We start from the raw sequence: 20,314 nt of genomic DNA on the forward strand, positions 1-20,314 counted from the left end.
ACTACCCCCTCTGTCGGCGACGCCGACATCTCCCCCTCAAGGGGGGAGATTGGCCGCTTGCACTGTGCTTCCCTTACTCAATGGCAACAAGGGAAAAGAATGATCTCCCCCCTTGAGGGGGAGATGTCACGAAGTGACAGAGGGGGGTTGGTCCCCACTCAGTGGGCTTTTTGAGACGCAATAAGGGAAACTCATGTCAGGCCTCGTCCTCAACAACGTCACGAAGGAATTCGGGACTTTCACCGCGGTCAACAATGTCGAATTGACGGTGCCGCATGGCACGTTCGTCTGCATGCTGGGACCATCCGGGTGCGGCAAGACCACGCTTTTGCGGATGATCGCCGGCCTCGACCTGCCGACCGGTGGCACGATCCAGCTTGACGGCGAAGACATCACCCATGTTCCGACCCACAAGCGCAATCTCGGCATGGTTTTCCAGTCGCTGGCGCTGTTTCCGCATCTGACAGTCGGCGAAAACATCGCCTACCCCTTGCGCATTCGAGGCGCCCCTAAGGAAGACCAGAAGAAGCGGGTCGACGAGCTTCTGTCGATAATCCATCTTGGCGGTTATACCGACCGGCCTGTCTCGAAACTGTCCGGCGGCCAGCGCCAGCGTGTGGCGATCGCCCGGGCATTGGCGATCTCGCCAAAGCTGTTCCTGCTCGACGAGCCGCTCTCGGCGCTCGATGCCAAGCTGCGCGAGGCGATGCAGGTGGAATTGCGCCAGTTGCAGCAGCAGCTCGGCATCACCACCATCGTCGTCACCCATGACCAGCGCGAGGCGATGACCATGGCCGATACGGTCGTGGTCATGAAAGGCGGCGAAATTCGCCAGGCAGCGTCACCGATCGAGATTTACCGCCGCCCGGCCGATACGTTCGTTGCCGACTTCATCGGTTCTACCAATCTGCTTGAGGCCGAAGCCGACAGCACCGGCCACGTTACGGTGCTCGGCCAGCCGGTTTCCGGTGTGTCCCTTGGCGCCGGTACCCGCAAGGCGACGCTGTCGATCCGGCCGGAAGACGTGCATCTGACGGCGCCCGGCAATGGCGCGCTGTCCGGTACCGTCACCTTCGTGCGCGATCTCGGCGGCACGATCGAAACCTTTGTCGATATTGCCGGCCGCCAGATCGTCGCGGTTTCGACACCGCGCGCCCGGCCCGACGTCACCGTCGGCCAGCCGGTCGGCGTGGTGCTTTTGCCAGACGTCTGCGTGGTGCTGGCCAAATGAGACGCGAAGCCCCGCAAAAACTGGGCGATTACGGCCCGCTGTTCTTCCCGGCGATGATGCTGATCGTCTTCTTCGTCGTGCCGTTCGCGACGATGATCGCCGTCTCGTTCTTCCAGCGCCAGCAAGGCGGTTTCTACGTGCCGGCCTTCGAGCTTGCCAACTACCAGCGGTTCCTCAGCCTGTTCTTCGCCAACGTGCTCGGCTTCTCGCTGATGCTCGCGGTGACGGTGGCGATCTGCTGCATCGTGCTCGCCGTCCCCTTCACCTATCTGCTGACGCGGATGACGCGGAAGGTGCAGATCGTCTGGCTGGTGGCGCTGCTGTCGGTTCTGTCGCTGTCGGAAGTCATCATCGGCTTTGCCTGGTCGACGCTGTTTTCGCGCACGGCCGGTATTACCAATCTTCTGGTGATGGCGGGCATCATGAGCGAGGCCAAGGCGCTGTTGCCGAGTTTTGGCGCGGTGCTGACGGGCATGGTCTATCAGGCCTTTCCCTATACGGTTCTGGTGTTGTATCCCGCGCTGGTCCGGCTTGATCCGACGCTGACGGAGGCGGCCCGCACGCTCGGCGCTTCGCCGATCAAGGCGTTCTTCACGGTCGTCATTCCGGCCCTTCGCAACACCATTACGGCAACGCTGATCATGGTGTTCATCTTCGCGCTCGGTTCCTATCTGTTGCCGCAGCTGCTCGGCCGGCCGCAGCACTGGACGCTGTCGGTGCTGATCACCGATCAGGCGATCTACCAGTCGAACATGCCGTTTGCAGCGGCGATGGCGGTATTCCTGGTGCTGGTGACGCTTGGGCTGGTGGCTTTGACCGTCCTTGCCGGACGCAAGGGAGAAACGGCATGACCGGCGCGCTCAGCAAAGTCTATTTCTTCCTGATCGGCCTGTTCCTGGCAGCACCGATGATCGTCGTTGCCGGCGTCTCGGTGAATGCCAAGCAGACGCTGGCTTTTCCGCCGAAGGGTTTTTCGCTCTCCTGGTACGGCGAGATCTTCCTCAATCCGGAATGGCGCAACGCGTTGTTTGCCTCGCTGACACTGGCCATCCTGTCTGCCGCATTGGCCGTTGCCATTGCCTTGCCGCTCGCCTGGTTTCTGTGGCGGCGGATTGCGCCATGGGCCAATATCTTCCAGCTTCTCGGCATTGCGCCGTTCACGCTGCCACCCGTTATCACCGCCCTTGGTTTGCTGACCTTCTGGGCAACGACCGGTTTTTACGGCCAGCCGTGGACCGCCGTCGTCAGCCACGCGATCTTCTTCGTGACCCTGCCGCTGGTCACCCTGTCGCTCGGCTTTACCGCGATCGACCGTTCGCTGGTCGAGGCGGCGGCAACGATGGGCGCCGATGACCGGACGATCTTTCGCACCGTCGTCCTGCCGCTGATCCTGCCCTATATCGTCTCGGGTTACGCATTTGCCTTCGTGCTGTCGCTCAACGAGTATATCGTTGCCTACATGACCGTCGGCTTCACCATGGAAACGCTGCCGATCAAGATCTTCAACGCGCTGCGCTACGGCTACACGCCGACGATGGCGTCGGTGACCATTCTGTTCGTCGCAACGGCGGCGGTCATCTTTTCCCTTGTCGCGCGGTTCGGTGATCTGCCGAAACTGCTCGGCGCCATGTCATCGGACGACACATGATCACGCTCGCCGCTTTGCAGATGAAATCGGAAAGCGGCGATACCGCCGCCAATCTCGCCCGCATCGAACAGGCGGCGCGGGAGGCGCAATCCAAGGGTGCCACCCTGCTGATCACGCCGGAACTCGGGCTGACCGGCTATGGCGCAGGTAACATCATCCGCAAACTGGCGGAGCCTGCGGATGGTCCGCTGGTCAAGCAGTTACAGCGTATTTCGACTGAAACCGGCATTGCGATTATCGCGGGCTTTGCCGAAAAGGCCGAAGGCACCATTTTCAACAGCGCCGTTTATGTGGATGGTTCGGCTGCGCCCGTAATTTACCGCAAGTCCAATCTTTACGGTGATTACGAGCGGGGGCTGTTTTCGGCTCCTGAACCGGGCACCGTCTTGTTCGATCACCGTGGTGTAAAATGCGGCATGCTGATCTGCTACGATGTCGAGTTCCCGGAAAACGTCCGGCGCCTGGCGCTTGCCGGTGCCGATGCCGTGCTGGTGCCGACGGCGCTGCCGGCCGGCTATTCCGGAACCTTCATTGCCGATCACATGATCCAGACGCGTGCATTTGAAAACCAGGTTTTCGTCGCCTATATCAATCATTGCGGCGCAGACGAGCGGTTTACCTTTGCCGGGTCGTCGCGGATTGCAGCGCCCGACGGCAGCCTTCTGGCCAATGCGCTTCCCCACGGCGAAACTTTGATGGTCGTTACCATCGATCCGATCGACTTCAAGGTTTCCAGAAGCGAGAACACCTATCTGACGGACATGCACGTTCCAGCGTGAGCGCCATCACGATACGGTGTGCAGTTCGCTTTTTGGAGGGCTGAGGAAACCATCCGGCCTGCGAAATCGTATCTCTCCAAACACAAGGAGAGAATGATGAAACGGTTTCTGGCAGTGCTTGTTGTTCCGTTGGCTCTGTTTTCGGCCATGCCGGCATTCGGGCAGGACACGATGATGGAGCGGTTCTTTCGCGGCAAGACCACGGCGACGGGATCGTTTTCCGCCATCAACGGTGTCAAACGGCAGTTCGACGTGGTTTTGACCGGCCGGGTGCGGGGCGATACCCTGACCGTGCGCGAGGATTTCGTCTATTCCGACGGCGAGCGTGACCGCAAGACCTGGCGTTTCGTGCGCACCGGTCCTGCCACATATTCGGGAACGCGCGAAGATGTCGTCGGCACGACGACGCTGCGGGTCGATGGCAATACGGCGCGGTTCACCTATCTCGTCGATCTGGAGCCCGGCCCAGGCAAAAACATAGTCCGTTTCTTCGACAGGATGGTTCTTGCCGAAGATGGCCGCAGCATCACCAATACGGCGACGGTGTGGAAATATATCTTCCCGGTGGCGCGGGTGAAGGTCGATTTCAAGCGTTGACGCTCACTGCGAAAAGCGCCAGAGCGGCGGTTCGGTGATATGCCGGGCAAGGTGATCGACAAAGGCTCGTACCTTCGGCGAGATGTGCCGTGTCGGTGGATAGACCGCCTGGATCGTATAGGGCACGGGGCTGGCGTCCAGCGGCACGGCGATCAGCAGACCCTTGCGAAGGCTATCGGCAACGATGAACATCGGCAACAGCACGAGGCCGAGACCGGCGATCGCCATGTCGCGCATCGCCTCGCCATTGTTGGCGACGATGCGGCTGCGGATCGATATCGAGACGGGCGCGCCGCCTTTTTGGCCGTTCTGGAACTGCCAGAGACGGGCCGCGTGAACATTGGCGTAGTCGAGGCAATCGTAATCGGACAGTTCCGCCACGGTCTGGGGCAGTCCCTTGGTTGCGGCGAAATGCGGGCTGCAGCAGACAATGCGCGGGTCGGAGCAGAGCTTGCGGGCAATCAGGCTCGAATCCGCCAGCGTGCCGATGCGCAGGCCGACATCGAAGCCGCTGCCGGCAATATCGCTCATCTGGTCGTCAAACTCGATGGCCACCTGCAGGTTGGGATGGGCAAGGGCGAAATCGGCGATGATACGGCTGAGATACATCGTGCCGAAGCTCATCGGAGCGGCAATCCGCAATCGGCCCCTCAACCCTGCTTGCCTTTCCGAGACACCATCCGTGACATCGATGATCTCTCGGACAAGCGGCTGGATACGTTCGGCAAAGCTGCCGGCGCTTTCCGTCGGCGTCAGCTTGCGCGGCGCACGCTGGAAAAGTTCAACGTCAAGCGCTTGTTCCAGATCGGTAATCCGTTTGCTGACGACGGACTTGGACAAGTTCAGCCGGGCCGCCGTCGTGGTGATGCCGCCGCTATCCATCACGTCAAGGAAGGTCATCAGATCGTCGAAACGCCAGTCCATACTGGGACACCCATCAGTTTTGCGTGGTCATGGTTCCAAATTATCGAACTCGGCGTTCGTTTGATGCCGTCTTTATAGAACCATGCAGATGAACGATATTCCGGTCAACAGAGACATTCACCTCAAGGAGGCATCTATGAGCTTGCAACTGACAGGAATTCACCACCTCACCGCCATCACCGCCAATGCCAAGGAGAACCTGCGTTTCTATACGCAGGTGCTCGGCATGCGGCTGGTCAAGAAAACTGTGAATCAGGACGATACCACCGCCTATCACCTGTTCTACGCCGACGGCGAGGCGACACCGGGCACGGACCTGACCTTCTTCGACTGGCCCGTCAACCGGGAGAGCCGTGGAACCCACAGCGTTTCGCGCACCGGCCTTCGCGTCGGCAGCCCGGAAAGCATCGAATGGTGGAAGGCCCGGTTTGGCGAGTTGAGCATTGCGTCCGGCGATGTCATCGAGATCGATGGCCGCCTGTCGCTCGATTTCGAGGATGGCGAAGGCCAGCGGTTCCGGCTGATCGACGATGGCGGGCTTGCGCCGTCGCATCCATGGGGCCGCAGCCCGGTTCCCGTCGAACACCAGATCAAGGGGCTTGGCCCGATCACGATGAGCGTTCCGGACATCACCAATACGCAATTGGTGCTGGAGCAGGTGATGAACATGACCAAGCAGCGCCAGTACCCGTCGCCGGATGGCAATGGCGAGGTGCATGTGTTCTCGATGGGTGAGGGTGGCCCGGCCGCCGAACTGCATGTTGCGGTTCAGCCCGGCCTGCCGGCAGCCCGCCAGGGTGCCGGGGCCGTTCATCACGTTGCGTTCCGCGCTCCGGATGAGGCTGCGTTGCACGCATGGACCGAACGGCTGGAGGGTTTCCGGCTGCCTTCGAGCGGCGAGGTCGAGCGGTTTTACTTCCGCTCGCTCTATTTCCGCGAGCCGAACGGCATCCTGTTCGAAATCGCCACCGACGGTCCCGGCTTTGCCGTAGACGAGCCGATGGAAACCTTAGGCGAAGGCCTGTCGCTGCCGCCGTTCCTGGAGCACAAGCGCGTCCAGATCGAGGCACGGCTGAAGCCGCTGATCTGACCATTGAAATCAAGCCGGGAGCACAACTCCCGGCTTTTTGTCTGTACTTTTCCGTATTTCGCACCATTCTTCCGGCAAAGCAAAAGGAACACTTGCGGATGACAAAACTGATCGGAATTTCCGGAAGCCTGCGAAAGGCATCGTTCAACACCGCTCTTTTGAAAACAGCTATGACGCTTGCGCCTGATGGTGTGACGTTTACATCCGGCACCATCGAAGGCATTCCGCTCTATAACGCGGATGTCGAGCGCGAAGGCGTGCCGGAGGCCGTGCAACTGCTGAAGGACCAGATCGCCGCTGCCGATGGGGTCATCCTGTTCACCCCGGAGTACAACAATTCGATGCCAGGCGTTTTCAAGAACGCTGTCGATTGGGTGAGCTCGTCGATGACCGGTGCGCCGAATGTGTTTGCCGGACGCGCCTTCGCCATTGCCGGGACATCGCCGGGCCCATTCGGTACGCTTCTCAGCCAGAACGCCTGGCTGTCCGTTTTGCGCACGCTCGGTGCCGACCTCTGGTCCGGAAAGAGGCTGATCCTGCCGAAAGCGGGCTCGCTGTTCGACAAGGACGGTCGTCTGATCGACGACGAGGCCAAGGCGAGGCTGAAGGCCTTTGTCGATGCTTTTGCAAGTTATGTTGCGGAAAGATCCAAGTAAGGTTTTGCGGGGGGGCGTCAGTCTTCGCTGAAGGCTGGCAAACCGCAATCTCTGCAGATTCACTCTCTGCTTATTATTTTTGGCACCCAATTTCCTCCGTCATGCTCGCCCTTGTGGCGGGCATCCAGCCAGTTCAAGTCCTTGAACTGAAATGGTCGTTTGACCCGACGGACGTCGGGTCGCTGGATCCCCGCCACAAGGGCGAGGATGACGGAGAGTGGGGTGTCGCTCTCGCCAGATAATCGTTTCAGGGTTCGTCACCGGTCTTTACGGGGACGTCAGTCGGCGATTGTTCTCAGCCATTCCCGCACAGCGTCGGCATCCATGGGGCCGATCTCGTGTCCGGCATTCAGGGTGACGGTCGAAAGTGTTGCGCCCGCTTCGCGCAACACGCCTTCCAGCGGCGCTGCATAGCGGGAATAGCCGTCGGTCTTTCCCGTTACCAACAGGATGTCGGTGCCGGAAAGATCTGCTTCCGGCACGGTGTCCAGCGGGTTCATCATCCGCAACAACGCCGCCTGGCGGATCAGCCCAGGATGCAGCAGCATGGTGGCGATCAGCATGTTGGCGCCGTTGGAATAGCCGACGAAAACCATCTTGTCGCGGTTAAGGCCATAGGCCGAAACAGCCTCGTCGATCATCGCAACGAAGGCTTCCACTTCCGACGCAATATCCTTCTGGTCGAAGGTAACGGGCGTGAGCCTGCGGAAGAACCGCGGGTGACCTTCCTCGGTACTGCGGCCTCTGAGGCTGAGCAGCAAGGCATTCGGCGCGATCTGGCGGCCGAGCGGCAACAGGCTGGTTTCGTTGGCGCCGCTGCCGTGCAGCAGGACCAGCGTGGTGCCGTCTGGGTTATCCGCCTGGTGCAGGCGGTGGATGAACGGCAGGTCGCGCTCGGTGAAGCGCTCCTCGCCGGGCAGTCCGAATTGCGGCAGCATGACGAGATTGTCTTGCAAGTTGCCGCCGAAATGCTCGGGCACGAACAGGTTCGTTCCCAGCGTCTGCGGGCTTTCGTCGACCGTCATGCCGGGCGCATCGGTGGCGAATTCGAACAGTGTTCCGCCCGGCTCGCGGACGTAGAGCGAATAGAAATATTTGCGGTCATGAGCGTTGATCTCGCCTGCATCTTCCGCCTCGAGTTGCGTGCGCAGATCCTTGACCGCTGCCTCGCTGGTGGCGCGGAAAGCGATATGATCGATGGTGCCGGTACCGGGCGCCGCCGTCCAGAAACCGCCGGCATCGCGCACGTCGATGATATCGCCGGACTGCGAGACAAGGCGCCGGATCGCATCCGCCCTGTCCGCCTCGGCATAGCCGAAATGCCGGGTGACGAAAGCGGCCGTGCCGTCGGGCGTCGCCGTCAGGATCGTGGCACCGCGCAGCCGCCGGATCGCATCTTTCTGCGGAATGTCGCTGGTCGCATGGAGGGCAGGGGTGGCCACGGCGTCGCTGCCGACAAGCTTGACGATGACGCCGTCCGGATCCTTCAGCCGGATGACGGGCTCGCCGAATTCATGCGTCGGGCCGGTCGCCGTGACATTGTAGCGCAGCGCCCGGGTGAGCCAGAAGCCGATGCTTTCAGGCGCAATGGCAAAGGCGACCTCGCTCGGCTGGCCATGACCGACGCGGCCGGGCGCTCCATCTTCCCAGACCAGGAACGATATCAGCGATCCCGGTGAGCCTGCGTCATCGCCGTAGAAGAGATGCAGCTGTGCCGCATCCTCGAAACCCGCCGTCCGCTTGACGAGCCGCAGACCGAGAAAGCCGGCATAGAAATCGACATTCGGCTGCACTTTGCGGGTGATCAGGGTGATGTGGTGGATGCCGCTTGTCATGTCTTCAAATCCATTGCTTTGACTGCACAAAAGCAGCAAACAGAGTGCTGCGCCAGCGCTTCTGCGTGAACAGATTGTCCACCGTATAAATGCTCCAACGGTCACCCGTCGCAGCCGCTCTCAGCTGATGTCCGGTCTATCCTTTGCAAGGAATGCCTTGAATGCATCGGCGTAGTCCGGATGCCAGCGCGATAGTGGCGGACGGTTTTCGATGATATCACCGGCGGCCCAGAGGATGCGCTTTTCGTCAATCGCACGCGCAACGTCATTGTCCGGGCAAAGAATGTAGAAATCGCCGTCTTCAAGGCTTCGCATCATGAAATCGACCGTCTCCTGCGCGGTCCAGGCGGCATCCGGCTTTTTGGTGCGGCCGTTTGCGGTCAGCCCGGTATAGACGAAGCCGGGGATCAGCAGATGGGTGGTGATGTTGCCGTCGGGCGTATTGCGCAACTCGTGCTGCAGCGCTTCGGTAAAGGCTTTGACGCCGGCTTTTGCGACATTGTAGGCGGGATCGCCGGGCGGGGTGGTGATGCCCTGCTTGGAGCCGGTGTTGATGATCAGACCGGTCTGGCCGTGGGCAATCATCGCGGGTGCAAAGATGCGCGAGCCGTTGATGACACCCCAGAGATTGACCGCGAATACTTTTTCCCACGCATCCTGCGCGCCGAAAACCGCACTGCCGGGTTGGATGCCGGCATTGTTCATCAGCACATGCACAGGGCCGAAGCGCGCGGTTGCCGCAGCTTCCAAAGCCTTGAGAGAATCGGTGCTCGATACATCCGTCGCGATCGCAACAACGCTGCCGGGGCCATGCGGTGAGATGGCTGCCGTTTCCCGGGCGGCTTTGTCCAGACGCTCACCCGGCAGGTCAGCGAGAACGACGTTCATGCCCAGTCCGGCAAAGCGCCTGGCGGCGGCAAGTCCTATCCCGGATGCTGCTCCGGTCACGACGGCGACATGGTAATTGGCGAAGGCTGGATGATTCATTTGCTCTTCCGTCTCGTTCATGCGCTGATGATCGGGCTTGTCGGCCCGAGCTTGAGCGGAAAACTAGGCGCGCGATGCGGATAAGTCTACCGCTGCCTTGAAAACGCCCCTTGCTGGAACCCGACGAGGCTGTAATTTTCGCGAGAAATCAACGCTCTGATTTCCTGCCCCGAATCATGCACAGAGGACCCGAATGGCCGCGCCTAAAACCCGGAACAACCGACAAACGCCATGCGAACAGTGTCCTTTGCGTGCCCTCCCACATTTCCGCGAGTTCAAGCCGGATGAACTGGAGTTCGTTTCCAACTTCAAGACCGGCGAACTGGCCGTCGATGCGGGGACAACGATCCTGGTGGAGGGATCGCACAGCGCTCATCTTTTCACGGTTCTGTCCGGTTGGGGCTTTCGCTATAAAATGCTCGATGACGGCCGCCGGCAGATCCTCAACTACATGATGCCGGGAGACCTGATCGGGCTGCAGGGCAGCCTGATGGGCGAGATGCAGCATTCGGTCGAGGCACTTTCGCCGGTGACATTGTGCGTTTTCGAACGCGACAAGCTCGGTACGCTTTACCGGAACTATCCCGACCTTGGCTACGATCTCACCTGGATTGCCGCCCAGGAAGAACGCATTCTCGATGAAAATCTCCTCAGCATTGGGCGGCGCTCTGCGCTCGAACGCGCAGCTTATCTGCTGGCCTTTCTCTATCAACGTGCCAGGGCATGCAACCTCTTCAAGGGCGAACGCGTCTCCATTCCGATCACGCAGCAACATGTGGCCGATACGCTCGGGCTTTCCATCGTTCACACCAACAAGACTCTGAAGAAACTCGGTGAGCGCAAGCTGATTCGCTGGGCCGACCGGGGGTGCGATATCCTGGATGACGAGGGGCTGATGAAAATATCGGGCTGGGAGGGATATCGCGAAAAGCTCCGCCCCTTCATATGAGGTTCGGGCGGCATATGAGGTTCGGGCGGCATATGAGGTTCGGGCGGCGCGGATCACTATCGTCGCGGGACGTGTCTTATTTAAATGCCCTCTCCGCCTTCTTGTCATACTTGTCGCTCTCAAGGCCTGCGCTCGAACCGTGCAGGGCGATTTTCGGACAGGAGCCATACCGGTGACGCCCAAGGAAATCCCAGTGTCGATCAAACGTGTGCTGGTGCTGGAAGACAATTTCATCATCGCCATGGAAGCCGAGGATATTCTGAAATCGATCGGCATCGACCATGTCGAGATTGCCGTCAATATTGCCGAGGCGCAGGCTCTGATCGAGAAACAGTCTTTCGATTTTGCCTTTCTGGATGTCAATCTGGGTTCGCAAACGAGCTTCGACTTCGCTGGAAGGCTGATCGAACATGGCGTAGCCTTCGGTTTTGTCAGCGGCTATGGCGACGACTTCACTTTTCCCGCAACCTTGCGCGACATATCCCGCATCACCAAGCCTTTCAACGAAAGCTCGATGGCCGGTCTGCTTGCCACGGCGAGCGCCAGCCGGCTTTAAGCCTCTTTCCCCCCAACTTCCAGCACGGCCGTTCGGTTGAGCCTTCTATCGCTCAACCTGCGGTTTTCGCTATGCTTATGGGAGAAATCCGCATAGCTTCCTTTTGCCGCCAATGCGGTGAGGGGCACATTTGCTCATCTTGTAACGAATGATTTCCGTCAAACCCAACCGCTTGTCATCGGTGCGGGGCGCGTATATTGAGGGGCCACAATAAATGGTTCAGCTTGAATATCGGAATGAGCGGACTGAGATGGATAAAAAACTGAAGCCCCGTTGGTCCGGCTGGTGGCTGGTTTCGTTCGCAGCCCTGGCCCTCACTTCTTGCGAGGGCGAGACCAAGCCCGCGGAAACGGTCAAAACGACTGTCCGGGCGCAGAACGCCGAATTTGTCGATCACCGGCAGACGGTGACGCTGACCGGAGAGATCGTTGCGCATGTCCAGACCAATCTCTCCTTTCGCGTCAGCGGCCAGATAACGGAATGGCTGGCCGATGTCGGTTCGCATGTGACAGCCGGGGAGGTTTTGGCCCGGATCGATCCCAGCGAACAGAAAGCCGATGTCGAGGCAGCCGAGGCGGCGGTACGGGCTGCAGAAGCACAGGTCACGCAGGCTTCCGCGTCATTCGAGCGGCAGAAGTCGCTGCTGGCGAAGAATTCGACAACACAAGAAGCCTTCGATCAGGCGCAGACGGCTTTTCAGACGGCCCAGGGATCGCTCGAATCGTCGAAGGCATTGCTGGGTACCGCCCGCGATGCGCTCTCCTATACGGAACTGAAGGCCGATGCCGATGGCATCGTCACCGTGCGCAACGCCGAAACGGGCCAGGTGGTTCAGGCAGCGCAAACCATGTTTTCCGTCGCACGGGACGGGCCTCGCGATGCGATCTTCGATGTTTACGAATCGCTGCTGTTCGAAAAGCCGGCCGAGCCGAAAATTCAGCTGGCGCTGGTCAGCGATCCCTCGGTCAAGACAGAAGGAGTGATCAGCGAGGTCTCGCCGACGATCGATACGACGACCGGAACCGTGCGCGTCAAGATCGCCATGGATACGACGCCCGATCGCATGACGCTCGGCGCCCCGGTAACCGGATTTGCCAGCTCCCAGCCGGCCAAGTTGATCATCTTGCCCTGGACCTCGCTGTCTGCACTGGATGGCCGGCCAGCGGTCTGGGTCGTAGACGGCAAGGATGGCACGGTCAGCCGCAAACCCGTGAAAGTGGCCTCCTACGAGACGGGCCGCGTGCTTATTTCCGAAGGGATTGCCAAGGGTGAAACCGTCGTGATCGAGGGCGCCAAGATGCTGCGCCCCGGCCAGTCAGTCGATGTCATCAAGGAGCAGGCGCAATGAACCGGATCTTGCTGGGGCTGCTGTCCGTACCAGTCATGCTTCTGATCCTTGCGGGGTGCCAGAAAAAGGAAGAGAAGGGCGAACCGGTCATCCGCCCGGTTCTGTCGCAAATCGTGGTTCCCCAGCGCCTGCCCGCGCCCAGTTTTGCCGGAACGGTACAACCGAAGGTCCAGACAAATTTCGGGCCGCGTGTGACGGGCCTCCTGGTCGCTCGCGATGTCGATATCGGAGATACCGTCACCCGCGGCCAGCTTCTGGCAGCACTCGATCCGACAGCGCTGGAATTGGCCGTCGGATCGGCGCGGGCTGATCTGGCCAATGCGGAAGCGACGCTTGCCAATGCCGTTTCGGTCGAGCGGCGCACGAAGGCGCTGTTCAAGATCGGCACGGAAACGCAGGCATCGGTGGAAAGTACCGAACAGGCGAGCGCTGCGGCAGAAGCGTCGGTCGTCCAGTCGCGCGCGGCTTTGTCGAAGGCCGAAGAGCAGCTTTCCTACGCCCAGGTCAAGGCCGCCTTCGACGGTGTGGTTACACAGACAGGGGCGGAAGTTGGCCAGGTGGTCGCAGCCGGCGCCACTGTCGTAGCTGTTGCCCGGCCGGATGCAAGGGACGCGGTGGTGGATGTTCCGGATGGCAATGCGCTTTTGCCGGTGGGTACGCCGTTTCTGGTGTCCCTGCAGATCGACCCGGCCATCACGGTCGACGGCGTGGTGCGCGAGGTCGCACCGGCAGCGGATCCTGCAACGCGAACGCGCCGCGTCAAGATCGCGCTGGAAAACCCACCAGCCGCTTTCCGGCTCGGAACAACGATCACCGCCACTCTCAAGCAGACCATCGTCGAGCAGCTGGTTCTGCCGTCAACCGCGATCCTGGTGCGCGACGGCAAATCCTATGTGTGGGTGGTCGATGAGGGGGGCGCGACGGTCAAGACGCGCGAAGTGGTCACCGGGCCGCAGGCCGGCAACGGGATCGTCATCACGTCCGGCATCGAGGCCGGTATTCGGGTTGTGACGGCCGGTGTTCATAGCCTCGAGGACGGCCAGAAGATCAAAGTCGAAGACGAGGCGCAGTCATGAAGAAATTCAACCTGTCGGACTGGGCGCTCGATCACGCATCGATGGTCTGGTATTTCATGATCGTCTTCGGCCTGCTCGGCTTTTTCTCCTACCTGAGCCTTGGCCGCGAGGAGGATCCGTCCTTTACCATCAAGACCATGACGATCTCGGCGCAGTGGCCGGGCGCCTCGGTCGAGGAAACCACCCTTCAGGTGACTGAGCGGATCGAGCGAAAGCTTGAGGAACTGGAATCGCTCGATTACACGCGCAGTATCACCACGCCGGGCCAGACGCTCGTCTTCGTCAATCTGAAGGATACGACGAAGGCGCGGGATGTCGCCTCGATCTGGCTGACAGTGCGCAACATGATCGGCGATATTCGCGGAGAGTTTCCGTCCGGTGTCGTCGGGCCATCCTTCAACGACCGCTTCGGTGACGTATTCGGCAATATCTATGCGTTTACCGCCGATGGTCTGACCCAGCGGCAATTACGCGATTACGTCGAGACTGCGCGCCGCGAAATCCTGACGGTCCCGAATATCGGCAAGGTCGATATCGTCGGCGCGCAGGACGAGGTGATCTATCTCGAATTCTCGACCCGCCAATTGGCGGCTCTGGGCATCAACCAGAACGACGTGGTTGCCACGCTGCAGGCCCAGAACGCGATCGCGCCTTCGGGCGTCGTGCAGGCTGAGGGCGAGCGTGTTAGCGTTCGCGTCAATGGCCAGTTCTCGTCGGAGGACAGCCTGAGGGCCGTCAATCTGCAGGTCAACAACCGCTTTTTCCGCCTTACCGATATCGCCACCATCAGCCGAGGCTATACCGATCCGCCGTCGGCTTTGTTCCGGTACAATGGCCAGGCGGCAATAGCCCTTGCCATCGGCATGAAGCAGGGCGCCAATCTTCTGGATTTCGGCGATCACGTCGAGGCCAAGATAAGCCAGGTGGAAGCCGAACTGCCCGTCGGTGTCGGTGTGCATCTGGTCTCCGACCAGCCGGTGATCGTCGAGGAAGCGGTATCCGGCTTTACCCGTGGCCTCGCTGAGGCGGTCGTCATCGTCCTTCTCGTCAGCTTCGTCAGTCTCGGCGTGCGGGCGGGCCTCGTGGTTGCCCTGTCGATCCCGCTGACACTGGCCATAACCTTCGTCGTCATGTCCTATTTCGGCATATCGCTGCAGCGGATTTCGCTCGGGGCGCTGATCATCGCGCTCGGGCTTCTCGTCGATGATGCGATGATCGCCGTTGAGATGATGGTGGCGCGGCTGGAAGCGGGCGATTCGCTGCGCAAGGCGGCGACTTATGTCTACACGTCAACGGCGTTTCCGATGCTGACGGGTACTTTGGTCACCGTTGCCAGCTTCATTCCCGTCGGCCTCAACAACAGCGCCGCCGGCGAATTCACCTTCACGCTCTTTGTCGTCATCGCCGTCTCGCTGGTGGTCTCCTGGATCGTCGCGGTGGTGTTTGCGCCGCTGCTCGGCGTGACCATCCTGCCCAAGACCATGAAGCAGCACCATGACCAGAAAGGCCGAGTTGCGCGGATGTTTTCCCGTGTGCTCGGCTGGTGCATGCGTTGGAAATGGACGACGATCGCTTTGACGGTGGTGGTCTTTGCCATCTCGCTGTTCGGCATGACCCGCGTCCAGCAGCAGTTCTTCCCGTCGTCGGACCGCCTCGAGCTGATCGTCGACTGGTCTCTGCCGCAAAACGCCTCGATTACCGACACCAATGCTCAGATGGCGAAGTTCGAGCAGGACAAGCTTGTCGGCAATCCCGATGTCGAGCGCTTTTCGACCTATGTAGGGCAGGGTGCGGTACGCTTCGTTCTCTCGTTCGATGTCCAGCCGCCGGATACCTCATTCGGCCAGACGATCATCGTCACCAAGAGCTTGGAAGTCCGCGACAGGCTGCGGGCCGATCTGCAGAAATATCTGAAGGAAACCTTCGTCGGCACCGATGCCTATGTGAAGCTGCTCGACATCGGCCCGCCGGTTGGACGGCCGGTGCAGTACCGGGTCAGCGGACCGGATATCGGCAAGGTGCGCGAGCTGGCGCTGGAATTCGGCAGCGTGCTTGGCCGCAACCCGCTGCTCGGCGATGTCGTCTACGACTGGAACGAGCCGGCCCGTGTGATCAAGGTCGATGTCTTGCAGGACAAGGCCCGCCAGCTGGGCGTCACCTCGCAGGATATCGCTTCGGCCCTCAACGGCATCGTCGGTGGAACGACGGTGACGCAGGTTCGCGACGATATCTATCTGATCGACGTCGTTGCCCGAGCCAAGGCGTCCGAGCGGCAGTCGATCGAGCTGCTGCGGGACTTGCAGCTGCCCGGAACCAATGGCAATTCCGTGCCTTTGGCAGCTGTTGCAAGCTTTCGCTACGAAATGGAACAGCCGGTCGTCTGGCGCCGGTCGCGATTGCCGACGCTGACCGTCAAGGCCGGTATTGTCGATGCGACGCAGCCGGCGACGATCGTCGCGCAGCTGTCCAAGGACGTGAACGCCTTTGCGGAAAAACTGCCGCCCGGATACAAGATCGATGTCGGCGGCAGCGTCGAGGAAAGCGGCAAGAGCCAGGCGCCGATCGCCGCCGTCGTGCCGCTGATGCTGTTCGTGATGGCAACGATCCTGATGATCCAGCTGCAGAGTTTTTCGCGACTGTTCCTGGTCTTTGCCGTGGCGCCGCTGGCGCTGATCGGGGTGGTGGCGGCACTGTTGTTCAGCAATTCGCCGATGGGCTTCGTCGCCATTCTCGGCATTCTGGCGCTGATCGGCATTCTCATTCGAAACTCGGTGATCCTGGTGGTGCAGATCGAACATCTGCGCACCGAGGGTATAGCGCCCTGGCAAGCGGTGCAGGAGGCGACCGAGCACCGGATGCGGCCGATCATGCTGACGGCAGCGGCCGCCAGCCTGGCGCTTATCCCGATCGCCCGGGAAATCTTCTGGGGGCCGATGGCCTATGCCATGATGGGCGGCATCATTGTCGGTACCGTCCTGACACTGCTCTTCCTGCCGGCGCTGTACCTCGCCTGGTTCCGCATCAAGCCGCCGGGAAAAACGGAGGAAGTCACGCTCGAAGGATCGGCGGTCGCGACCAAGGATGATGCCGTGCCGGTCTGACACGGCGTTTCTGCTTTACCTAAAGCATCACCACCGTCAGTTCCGTCTTGTCATAGGCGAAATCGAGCGGTGTGGTTCCGGTGTGTTCCAGCACCAGCCAGTCGTTGGCATTGAGGATCGCCATGCCGATGGCGCAATTGCCGTAGGAGGCGGATGCCGCGTCGTTGTCGTTGATGCTGGCAACGATCGTCGTGCCGTTGACCTTGACGGTGACGGAAAAGGCGCCGGTTGGATTGGCTTCAATGCCAAGGCAGATCAGATAGGGGCCTGTGACCGGGACGATCAGGCGGCTGCCGCCACCCGCCACGGCATCACCCAGCGCGAAACTACCCTGGTTGATGCTCAAGGTGGAAAAGCCGGTCTGCGAGCCGGAGGCTGGCGTCAGCACGCCGCCGCCGCGCGTGGCGCGTACCAATGGCCGCTGCGGCATGCGGACATGGCCCTGCGCGGTGATGCTCAACGCCGATTTCCAGGACGCACCGTCAGCACTGACCTTGACACCGAACTCGTCCGAGCCGGTGAGGCCCATTTCCGCGCGGCCGGACCAGCCCGTCTGGAACAAAAGGCTTGCCGTATCGCCTGCCGCCGCCTTGTTGACCTTGATCTGATGCCCGCTCCCGTCATGGCTCAGCAGCGTGGCGGCGGCTGCGACAGCGAGCCGGTTGGTGCTGTCGGCGGTGGTGTTGATACCGAGAAACGCCGGCGTGCCGATCGCATCGAAGACGGCCCAGTCGCTGCCGTTGTGAACTTTCAAGCGGTCCTCGGCCGCAAACCAGCCGCGCCAGCCGTCCTTGGGCGTGATGAAGATCCAGTCACCGTCCTGGCGGAAGGCAAGCTTGCCGCTCTTTCCCACCCAGGCGGCGACCGGCGACGCCGTGACATTGAAACACGTTCCTTCCTGCGGATCGGATGGCGGGGTCGAGAACGAGGCGGTGATCGTCAACTGGGTCAGCGCATCGAGCCGCTGCAGGGCCTCATTGTGGGTGACGTGCTTCTGCGCCTGTGACGGCAGGATATAGGGCAGTTCCAGGTTGACGGTTGTTTCGCTCATCGGGTCCGTTCTCCTTTGCGGGTGAGGAGAAGGGTAGACGCTGGCGGAGCAGAGGGGACGGCCGGTTCGCTTGGCCGTTGTTTTTCAAGGGGGAATGACGCTGCTCTTGCCCGTCAATCCCCGGCTGCCATCGAGATTTTCCATCGGCAACGGACGCTGACGGTCAGTCCTTGCCGCGCGAGACGAAAAAGGGATTGGCGAAATCGACGTCGGATGTCTGGTTACGCTTGCCGTAGATGAGTGGATTGCCATCCATCGTCAGGGTTTCGCCGCCGGCCGCGCGCAAGACGGCATCGCCGGCTGCGGTATCCCATTCCATCGTCCGGCTCAGCCGCGGATAGATATCGGCCAGTCCCTCGGCGAGCAGACAGAATTTCAGCGACGAGCCGATCGATTCGTAATCGGTGATGCCATGCTCGGCGAGATAGGTCATGGTTTCCCGGCTGTTGTGCGAGCGGCTAGCCAGTGCCACCAGCCTGTCGCCCCGGCTGCGGCAGCCGATGATGGTCGGTGGGCCGATAGCGCGCTGGCCGGAAACGACGGATTTTTTCGCCTTGTTGCGGGTGGCGGCATAGAGAATGCCGATTGCCGGTGCGTAGACGACGCCGACGACGGGCTCGCCCTTTTCGATCAGCGCGATATTGACGGTGAAGTCGTCGTTGCGGCCGACGAATTCCTTGGTGCCGTCGAGCGGATCGACAAGGAAGAACGACTGGCCTTCGATATCGGGGATATGGCCGGCTGCCACTGCTTCTTCAGCAACCACGGGGATATCGGGAAATGCGGAGGCCAGAATGTCGAGAATGATCTTTTCGGCGCTCTCGTCGGCATCGGTGACGGGGGAACAGTCGGCCTTGTAGCTGACTTCCGGTCCGGCATGATAGACGTCGAGGATCGCTTTCCCCGCAGCCACCGCCGCCTGTTCCAGAATGTCGAGCATCTGTGCTTCCTGTGCCTTCCTGCCGTCCACGGCCATAATCTCCCATGTCCCGCAGATGTTGAATTCCAACTTCCGGAACGCGCATCATACATCCGCATTCCTTACCGGTCTTTTCAAGATTCGCGCGTGAAATTTTCTCGACTGTGCTGCATTTGGCACTGCGTCCTGGGTCCCGTTCGGATAGAGCTGCGACAGCGCGGCGCATCTGGCCGGTCTTTGCCAAGGTAGGCTTTGCGCTCGCCCCGGCATATGCAAATGTGCGTTGCAACATGGTTAGGTGAGTTGGGACTGGCATGCGGTATTCGGCATTTTCCATCGTCAGACAAGCGCTGACGGGCAACGTCAACTGGAAACCGGCCTGGCGCCAGCCGGAACCGAAACCATTTTACGACGTGATCATCGTCGGCGGCGGTGGGCATGGGCTGGCGACGGCCTATTATCTCGCCAAGGAATTCGGCCTCAAGAACATCGCGGTGCTGGAAAAGGGCTATCTCGGCTCCGGCAATGTCGGCCGCAACACCACCATCGTTCGCTCCAACTACATGCTGCCGGGCAACGAGCCGTTCTACGAGTTTTCGATGAAACTCTGGGAGGGCATGGAGCGGGAGCTCAACTACAACGCCATGCTGTCGCAGCGCGGTATCATCAACCTCTTCCATAATGACGGCCAGCGCGACGCCTATATCCGCCGCGGCAATGCCATGTGGATGGAGGGTGTTCCGGCCGAGTTGCTCGACCGCGCTGCCTTGCGGAAGATGCTGCCCTTCCTGAATTTCGATCATGCCCGGTTTCCGATCATGGGCGGCCTGTTGCAGAAGCGCGGCGGTACGGCGCGTCACGATGCGGTTGCCTGGGGCTATGCCCGCGCCGCCGACCGTCTTGGCGTCGATCTCATTCAGAACTGCGAAGTCACCGGCATTCGCCGCGACAATGGCGTTGTGACCGGTGTCGAGACATCGAGGGGTTTTATCGGCTGCGGCAAGCTTGGGCTTGCGGCTGCAGGCAACACCTCGCGCGTCGGGCAGATGGCGGACCTGAAGCTGCCGATCGAAAGCCATGTGCTGCAGGCCTTCGTCACAGAGGGGCTGAAGCCTGCCATCGATCATGTCATCACCTATGGCGCCGGGCATTTTTACATCTCCCAGTCGGACAAGGGCGGCCTGGTGTTCGGGGCCGAGATCGACGGCTATAATTCCTATGCCCAGCGCGGCAATCTGGCGACGGTCGAGCATGTCATGGAAGAGGGTGTCACGATGATCCCCGGCCTGTCGCGCGTGCGCGTGCTGCGTTCCTGGGGCGGGGTGATGGACATGAGCATGGACGGCTCGCCGATCATCAGCCACACACCGGTCGACAATCTCTACCTGAACTGCGGCTGGTGCTACGGCGGCTTCAAGGCAACGCCGGCCTCCGGCTTTTGTTTTGCGCATCTGATCGCCAAGAACGAAACCCACCCGGTCGCCCGGTTCCTGCGCCTCGATCGCTTCGAGCGCGGCTATCCCATCGACGAACACGGCGCTGGCCCCCAGCCCAACCTGCATTGAGA

The 20,314-nt window shown here is 60.8% G+C and carries 18 protein-coding genes; 13 read left to right on the forward strand and 5 right to left on the reverse strand.

The window, feature by feature from the left end:
• Positions 1 to 193: 193 nt before the first annotated feature.
• The 5 genes from ACP7E6_RS00180 (at position 194) to ACP7E6_RS00200 (ending at position 4,255) form a co-directional block, all read left to right on the forward strand.
• Positions 194 to 1,231, forward strand: coding sequence for an ABC transporter ATP-binding protein (locus ACP7E6_RS00180; protein WP_426226828.1), 1,038 nt, complete (start codon positions 194 to 196; stop codon positions 1,229 to 1,231).
• The gene (locus tag ACP7E6_RS00185; protein WP_426226829.1) at positions 1,228 to 2,082 is read left to right on the forward strand and encodes an ABC transporter permease; all 855 of its coding nucleotides are present in this window, start codon (positions 1,228 to 1,230) and stop codon (positions 2,080 to 2,082) included. The genes ACP7E6_RS00180 and ACP7E6_RS00185 overlap by 4 nt, the downstream gene beginning before the upstream one ends.
• Positions 2,079 to 2,879: an ABC transporter permease gene (locus ACP7E6_RS00190; protein WP_113312632.1), complete on the forward strand. Its 801-nt coding sequence runs from the start codon at positions 2,079 to 2,081 to the stop codon at positions 2,877 to 2,879. Before ACP7E6_RS00185 ends, ACP7E6_RS00190 begins: the two co-directional genes overlap by 4 nt.
• Positions 2,876 to 3,658, forward strand: a complete 783-nt coding sequence (locus ACP7E6_RS00195) for a carbon-nitrogen hydrolase family protein (protein ID WP_426226832.1) — start codon at positions 2,876 to 2,878, stop codon at positions 3,656 to 3,658. The genes ACP7E6_RS00190 and ACP7E6_RS00195 overlap by 4 nt, the downstream gene beginning before the upstream one ends.
• Positions 3,659 to 3,754: 96 nt before the next feature.
• Complete coding sequence (locus ACP7E6_RS00200; RefSeq protein ID WP_426226834.1) at positions 3,755 to 4,255, forward strand: DUF3833 family protein; 501 nt, start codon at positions 3,755 to 3,757, stop codon at positions 4,253 to 4,255.
• 3 nt (positions 4,256 to 4,258) lie between these two features.
• Here the strand turns inward: ACP7E6_RS00200 and ACP7E6_RS00205 are convergent, their stop codons facing one another.
• Positions 4,259 to 5,179 (reverse strand): LysR family transcriptional regulator, encoded by a 921-nt coding sequence (locus ACP7E6_RS00205; protein WP_426226836.1) that lies wholly within the window; start codon positions 5,177 to 5,179, stop codon positions 4,259 to 4,261.
• A gap of 136 nt (positions 5,180 to 5,315) precedes the next feature.
• Here ACP7E6_RS00205 and ACP7E6_RS00210 point away from each other — a divergent pair, with 136 nt between their 5' ends.
• Positions 5,316 to 6,269, forward strand: a complete 954-nt coding sequence (locus ACP7E6_RS00210) for a ring-cleaving dioxygenase (protein ID WP_426226838.1) — start codon at positions 5,316 to 5,318, stop codon at positions 6,267 to 6,269.
• A gap of 98 nt (positions 6,270 to 6,367) precedes the next feature.
• Positions 6,368 to 6,925, forward strand: coding sequence for an NADPH-dependent FMN reductase (locus ACP7E6_RS00215; protein ID WP_426226840.1), 558 nt, complete (start codon positions 6,368 to 6,370; stop codon positions 6,923 to 6,925).
• A gap of 278 nt (positions 6,926 to 7,203) precedes the next feature.
• Here the strand turns inward: ACP7E6_RS00215 and ACP7E6_RS00220 are convergent, their stop codons facing one another.
• Positions 7,204 to 8,760 carry a VOC family protein gene (locus tag ACP7E6_RS00220; RefSeq protein WP_426226842.1) on the reverse strand — a complete coding sequence of 519 codons (1,557 nt, stop codon included), beginning with the start codon at positions 8,758 to 8,760 and terminating at the stop codon, positions 7,204 to 7,206.
• Positions 8,761 to 8,880: 120 nt separating this feature from the next.
• Positions 8,881 to 9,747: an SDR family NAD(P)-dependent oxidoreductase gene (locus ACP7E6_RS00225; RefSeq protein WP_426226844.1), complete on the reverse strand. Its 867-nt coding sequence runs from the start codon at positions 9,745 to 9,747 to the stop codon at positions 8,881 to 8,883.
• A 193-nt stretch (positions 9,748 to 9,940) separates the two neighbouring features.
• Between ACP7E6_RS00225 and ACP7E6_RS00230 the strand changes: the two genes are divergently transcribed.
• The 5 genes from ACP7E6_RS00230 (at position 9,941) to ACP7E6_RS00250 (ending at position 16,777) form a co-directional block, all read left to right on the forward strand.
• The gene (locus ACP7E6_RS00230; protein ID WP_426226846.1) at positions 9,941 to 10,696 is read left to right on the forward strand and encodes a Crp/Fnr family transcriptional regulator; all 756 of its coding nucleotides are present in this window, start codon (positions 9,941 to 9,943) and stop codon (positions 10,694 to 10,696) included.
• A gap of 193 nt (positions 10,697 to 10,889) precedes the next feature.
• Entirely contained in the window at positions 10,890 to 11,252 is a 363-nt protein-coding gene (locus tag ACP7E6_RS00235; protein ID WP_426226847.1) for a response regulator, read from the forward strand.
• A 250-nt stretch (positions 11,253 to 11,502) separates the two neighbouring features.
• Positions 11,503 to 12,600 carry an efflux RND transporter periplasmic adaptor subunit gene (locus ACP7E6_RS00240; protein WP_426226849.1) on the forward strand — a complete coding sequence of 366 codons (1,098 nt, stop codon included), beginning with the start codon at positions 11,503 to 11,505 and terminating at the stop codon, positions 12,598 to 12,600.
• Positions 12,597 to 13,676 (forward strand): efflux RND transporter periplasmic adaptor subunit, encoded by a 1,080-nt coding sequence (locus ACP7E6_RS00245; protein WP_426226851.1) that lies wholly within the window; start codon positions 12,597 to 12,599, stop codon positions 13,674 to 13,676. Before ACP7E6_RS00240 ends, ACP7E6_RS00245 begins: the two co-directional genes overlap by 4 nt.
• Positions 13,673 to 16,777, forward strand: coding sequence for an efflux RND transporter permease subunit (locus ACP7E6_RS00250; protein WP_426226853.1), 3,105 nt, complete (start codon positions 13,673 to 13,675; stop codon positions 16,775 to 16,777). The genes ACP7E6_RS00245 and ACP7E6_RS00250 overlap by 4 nt, the downstream gene beginning before the upstream one ends.
• A 19-nt stretch (positions 16,778 to 16,796) precedes the next feature.
• Here ACP7E6_RS00250 and ACP7E6_RS00255 read toward each other — a convergent pair whose 3' ends face one another.
• The gene (locus tag ACP7E6_RS00255) at positions 16,797 to 17,828 is read right to left on the reverse strand and encodes a DUF2793 domain-containing protein (RefSeq protein ID WP_426226855.1); all 1,032 of its coding nucleotides are present in this window, start codon (positions 17,826 to 17,828) and stop codon (positions 16,797 to 16,799) included.
• Between the two features lie 163 nt (positions 17,829 to 17,991).
• A complete protein-coding gene (gene cysQ, locus ACP7E6_RS00260) occupies positions 17,992 to 18,768 on the reverse strand; it encodes a 3'(2'),5'-bisphosphate nucleotidase CysQ (protein ID WP_426226857.1) in 777 nt (258 codons plus the stop codon).
• A gap of 293 nt (positions 18,769 to 19,061) precedes the next feature.
• On the opposite strand from cysQ, the gene ACP7E6_RS00265 reads away from it, so the two are divergent.
• The gene (locus ACP7E6_RS00265) at positions 19,062 to 20,312 is read left to right on the forward strand and encodes a sarcosine oxidase subunit beta family protein (RefSeq protein ID WP_426226859.1); all 1,251 of its coding nucleotides are present in this window, start codon (positions 19,062 to 19,064) and stop codon (positions 20,310 to 20,312) included.
• Positions 20,313 to 20,314 lie beyond the last annotated feature (2 nt).

This window comes from Pararhizobium sp. DWP3-4 (assembly GCF_049898205.1).
GTDB lineage: Bacteria > Pseudomonadota > Alphaproteobacteria > Rhizobiales > Rhizobiaceae > Pararhizobium.

Coding starts and splice junctions, on each gene's coding strand:
- ACP7E6_RS00180 (WP_426226828.1), top strand. CDS start 194: ATGTCAGGCCTCGTCCTCAACAACGTCACGAAGGAATTCGGGACTTTC.
- ACP7E6_RS00185 (WP_426226829.1), top strand. CDS start 1,228: ATGAGACGCGAAGCCCCGCAAAAACTGGGCGATTACGGCCCGCTGTTC.
- ACP7E6_RS00190 (WP_113312632.1), top strand. CDS start 2,079: ATGACCGGCGCGCTCAGCAAAGTCTATTTCTTCCTGATCGGCCTGTTC.
- ACP7E6_RS00195 (WP_426226832.1), top strand. CDS start 2,876: ATGATCACGCTCGCCGCTTTGCAGATGAAATCGGAAAGCGGCGATACC.
- ACP7E6_RS00200 (WP_426226834.1), top strand. CDS start 3,755: ATGAAACGGTTTCTGGCAGTGCTTGTTGTTCCGTTGGCTCTGTTTTCG.
- ACP7E6_RS00205 (WP_426226836.1), bottom strand. CDS start 5,179: ATGGACTGGCGTTTCGACGATCTGATGACCTTCCTTGACGTGATGGAT.
- ACP7E6_RS00210 (WP_426226838.1), top strand. CDS start 5,316: ATGAGCTTGCAACTGACAGGAATTCACCACCTCACCGCCATCACCGCC.
- ACP7E6_RS00215 (WP_426226840.1), top strand. CDS start 6,368: ATGACAAAACTGATCGGAATTTCCGGAAGCCTGCGAAAGGCATCGTTC.
- ACP7E6_RS00220 (WP_426226842.1), bottom strand. CDS start 8,760: ATGACAAGCGGCATCCACCACATCACCCTGATCACCCGCAAAGTGCAG.
- ACP7E6_RS00225 (WP_426226844.1), bottom strand. CDS start 9,747: ATGAATCATCCAGCCTTCGCCAATTACCATGTCGCCGTCGTGACCGGA.
- ACP7E6_RS00230 (WP_426226846.1), top strand. CDS start 9,941: ATGGCCGCGCCTAAAACCCGGAACAACCGACAAACGCCATGCGAACAG.
- ACP7E6_RS00240 (WP_426226849.1), top strand. CDS start 11,503: ATGGATAAAAAACTGAAGCCCCGTTGGTCCGGCTGGTGGCTGGTTTCG.
- ACP7E6_RS00245 (WP_426226851.1), top strand. CDS start 12,597: ATGAACCGGATCTTGCTGGGGCTGCTGTCCGTACCAGTCATGCTTCTG.
- ACP7E6_RS00250 (WP_426226853.1), top strand. CDS start 13,673: ATGAAGAAATTCAACCTGTCGGACTGGGCGCTCGATCACGCATCGATG.
- ACP7E6_RS00255 (WP_426226855.1), bottom strand. CDS start 17,828: ATGAGCGAAACAACCGTCAACCTGGAACTGCCCTATATCCTGCCGTCA.
- cysQ (WP_426226857.1), bottom strand. CDS start 18,768: ATGCTCGACATTCTGGAACAGGCGGCGGTGGCTGCGGGGAAAGCGATC.
- ACP7E6_RS00265 (WP_426226859.1), top strand. CDS start 19,062: ATGCGGTATTCGGCATTTTCCATCGTCAGACAAGCGCTGACGGGCAAC.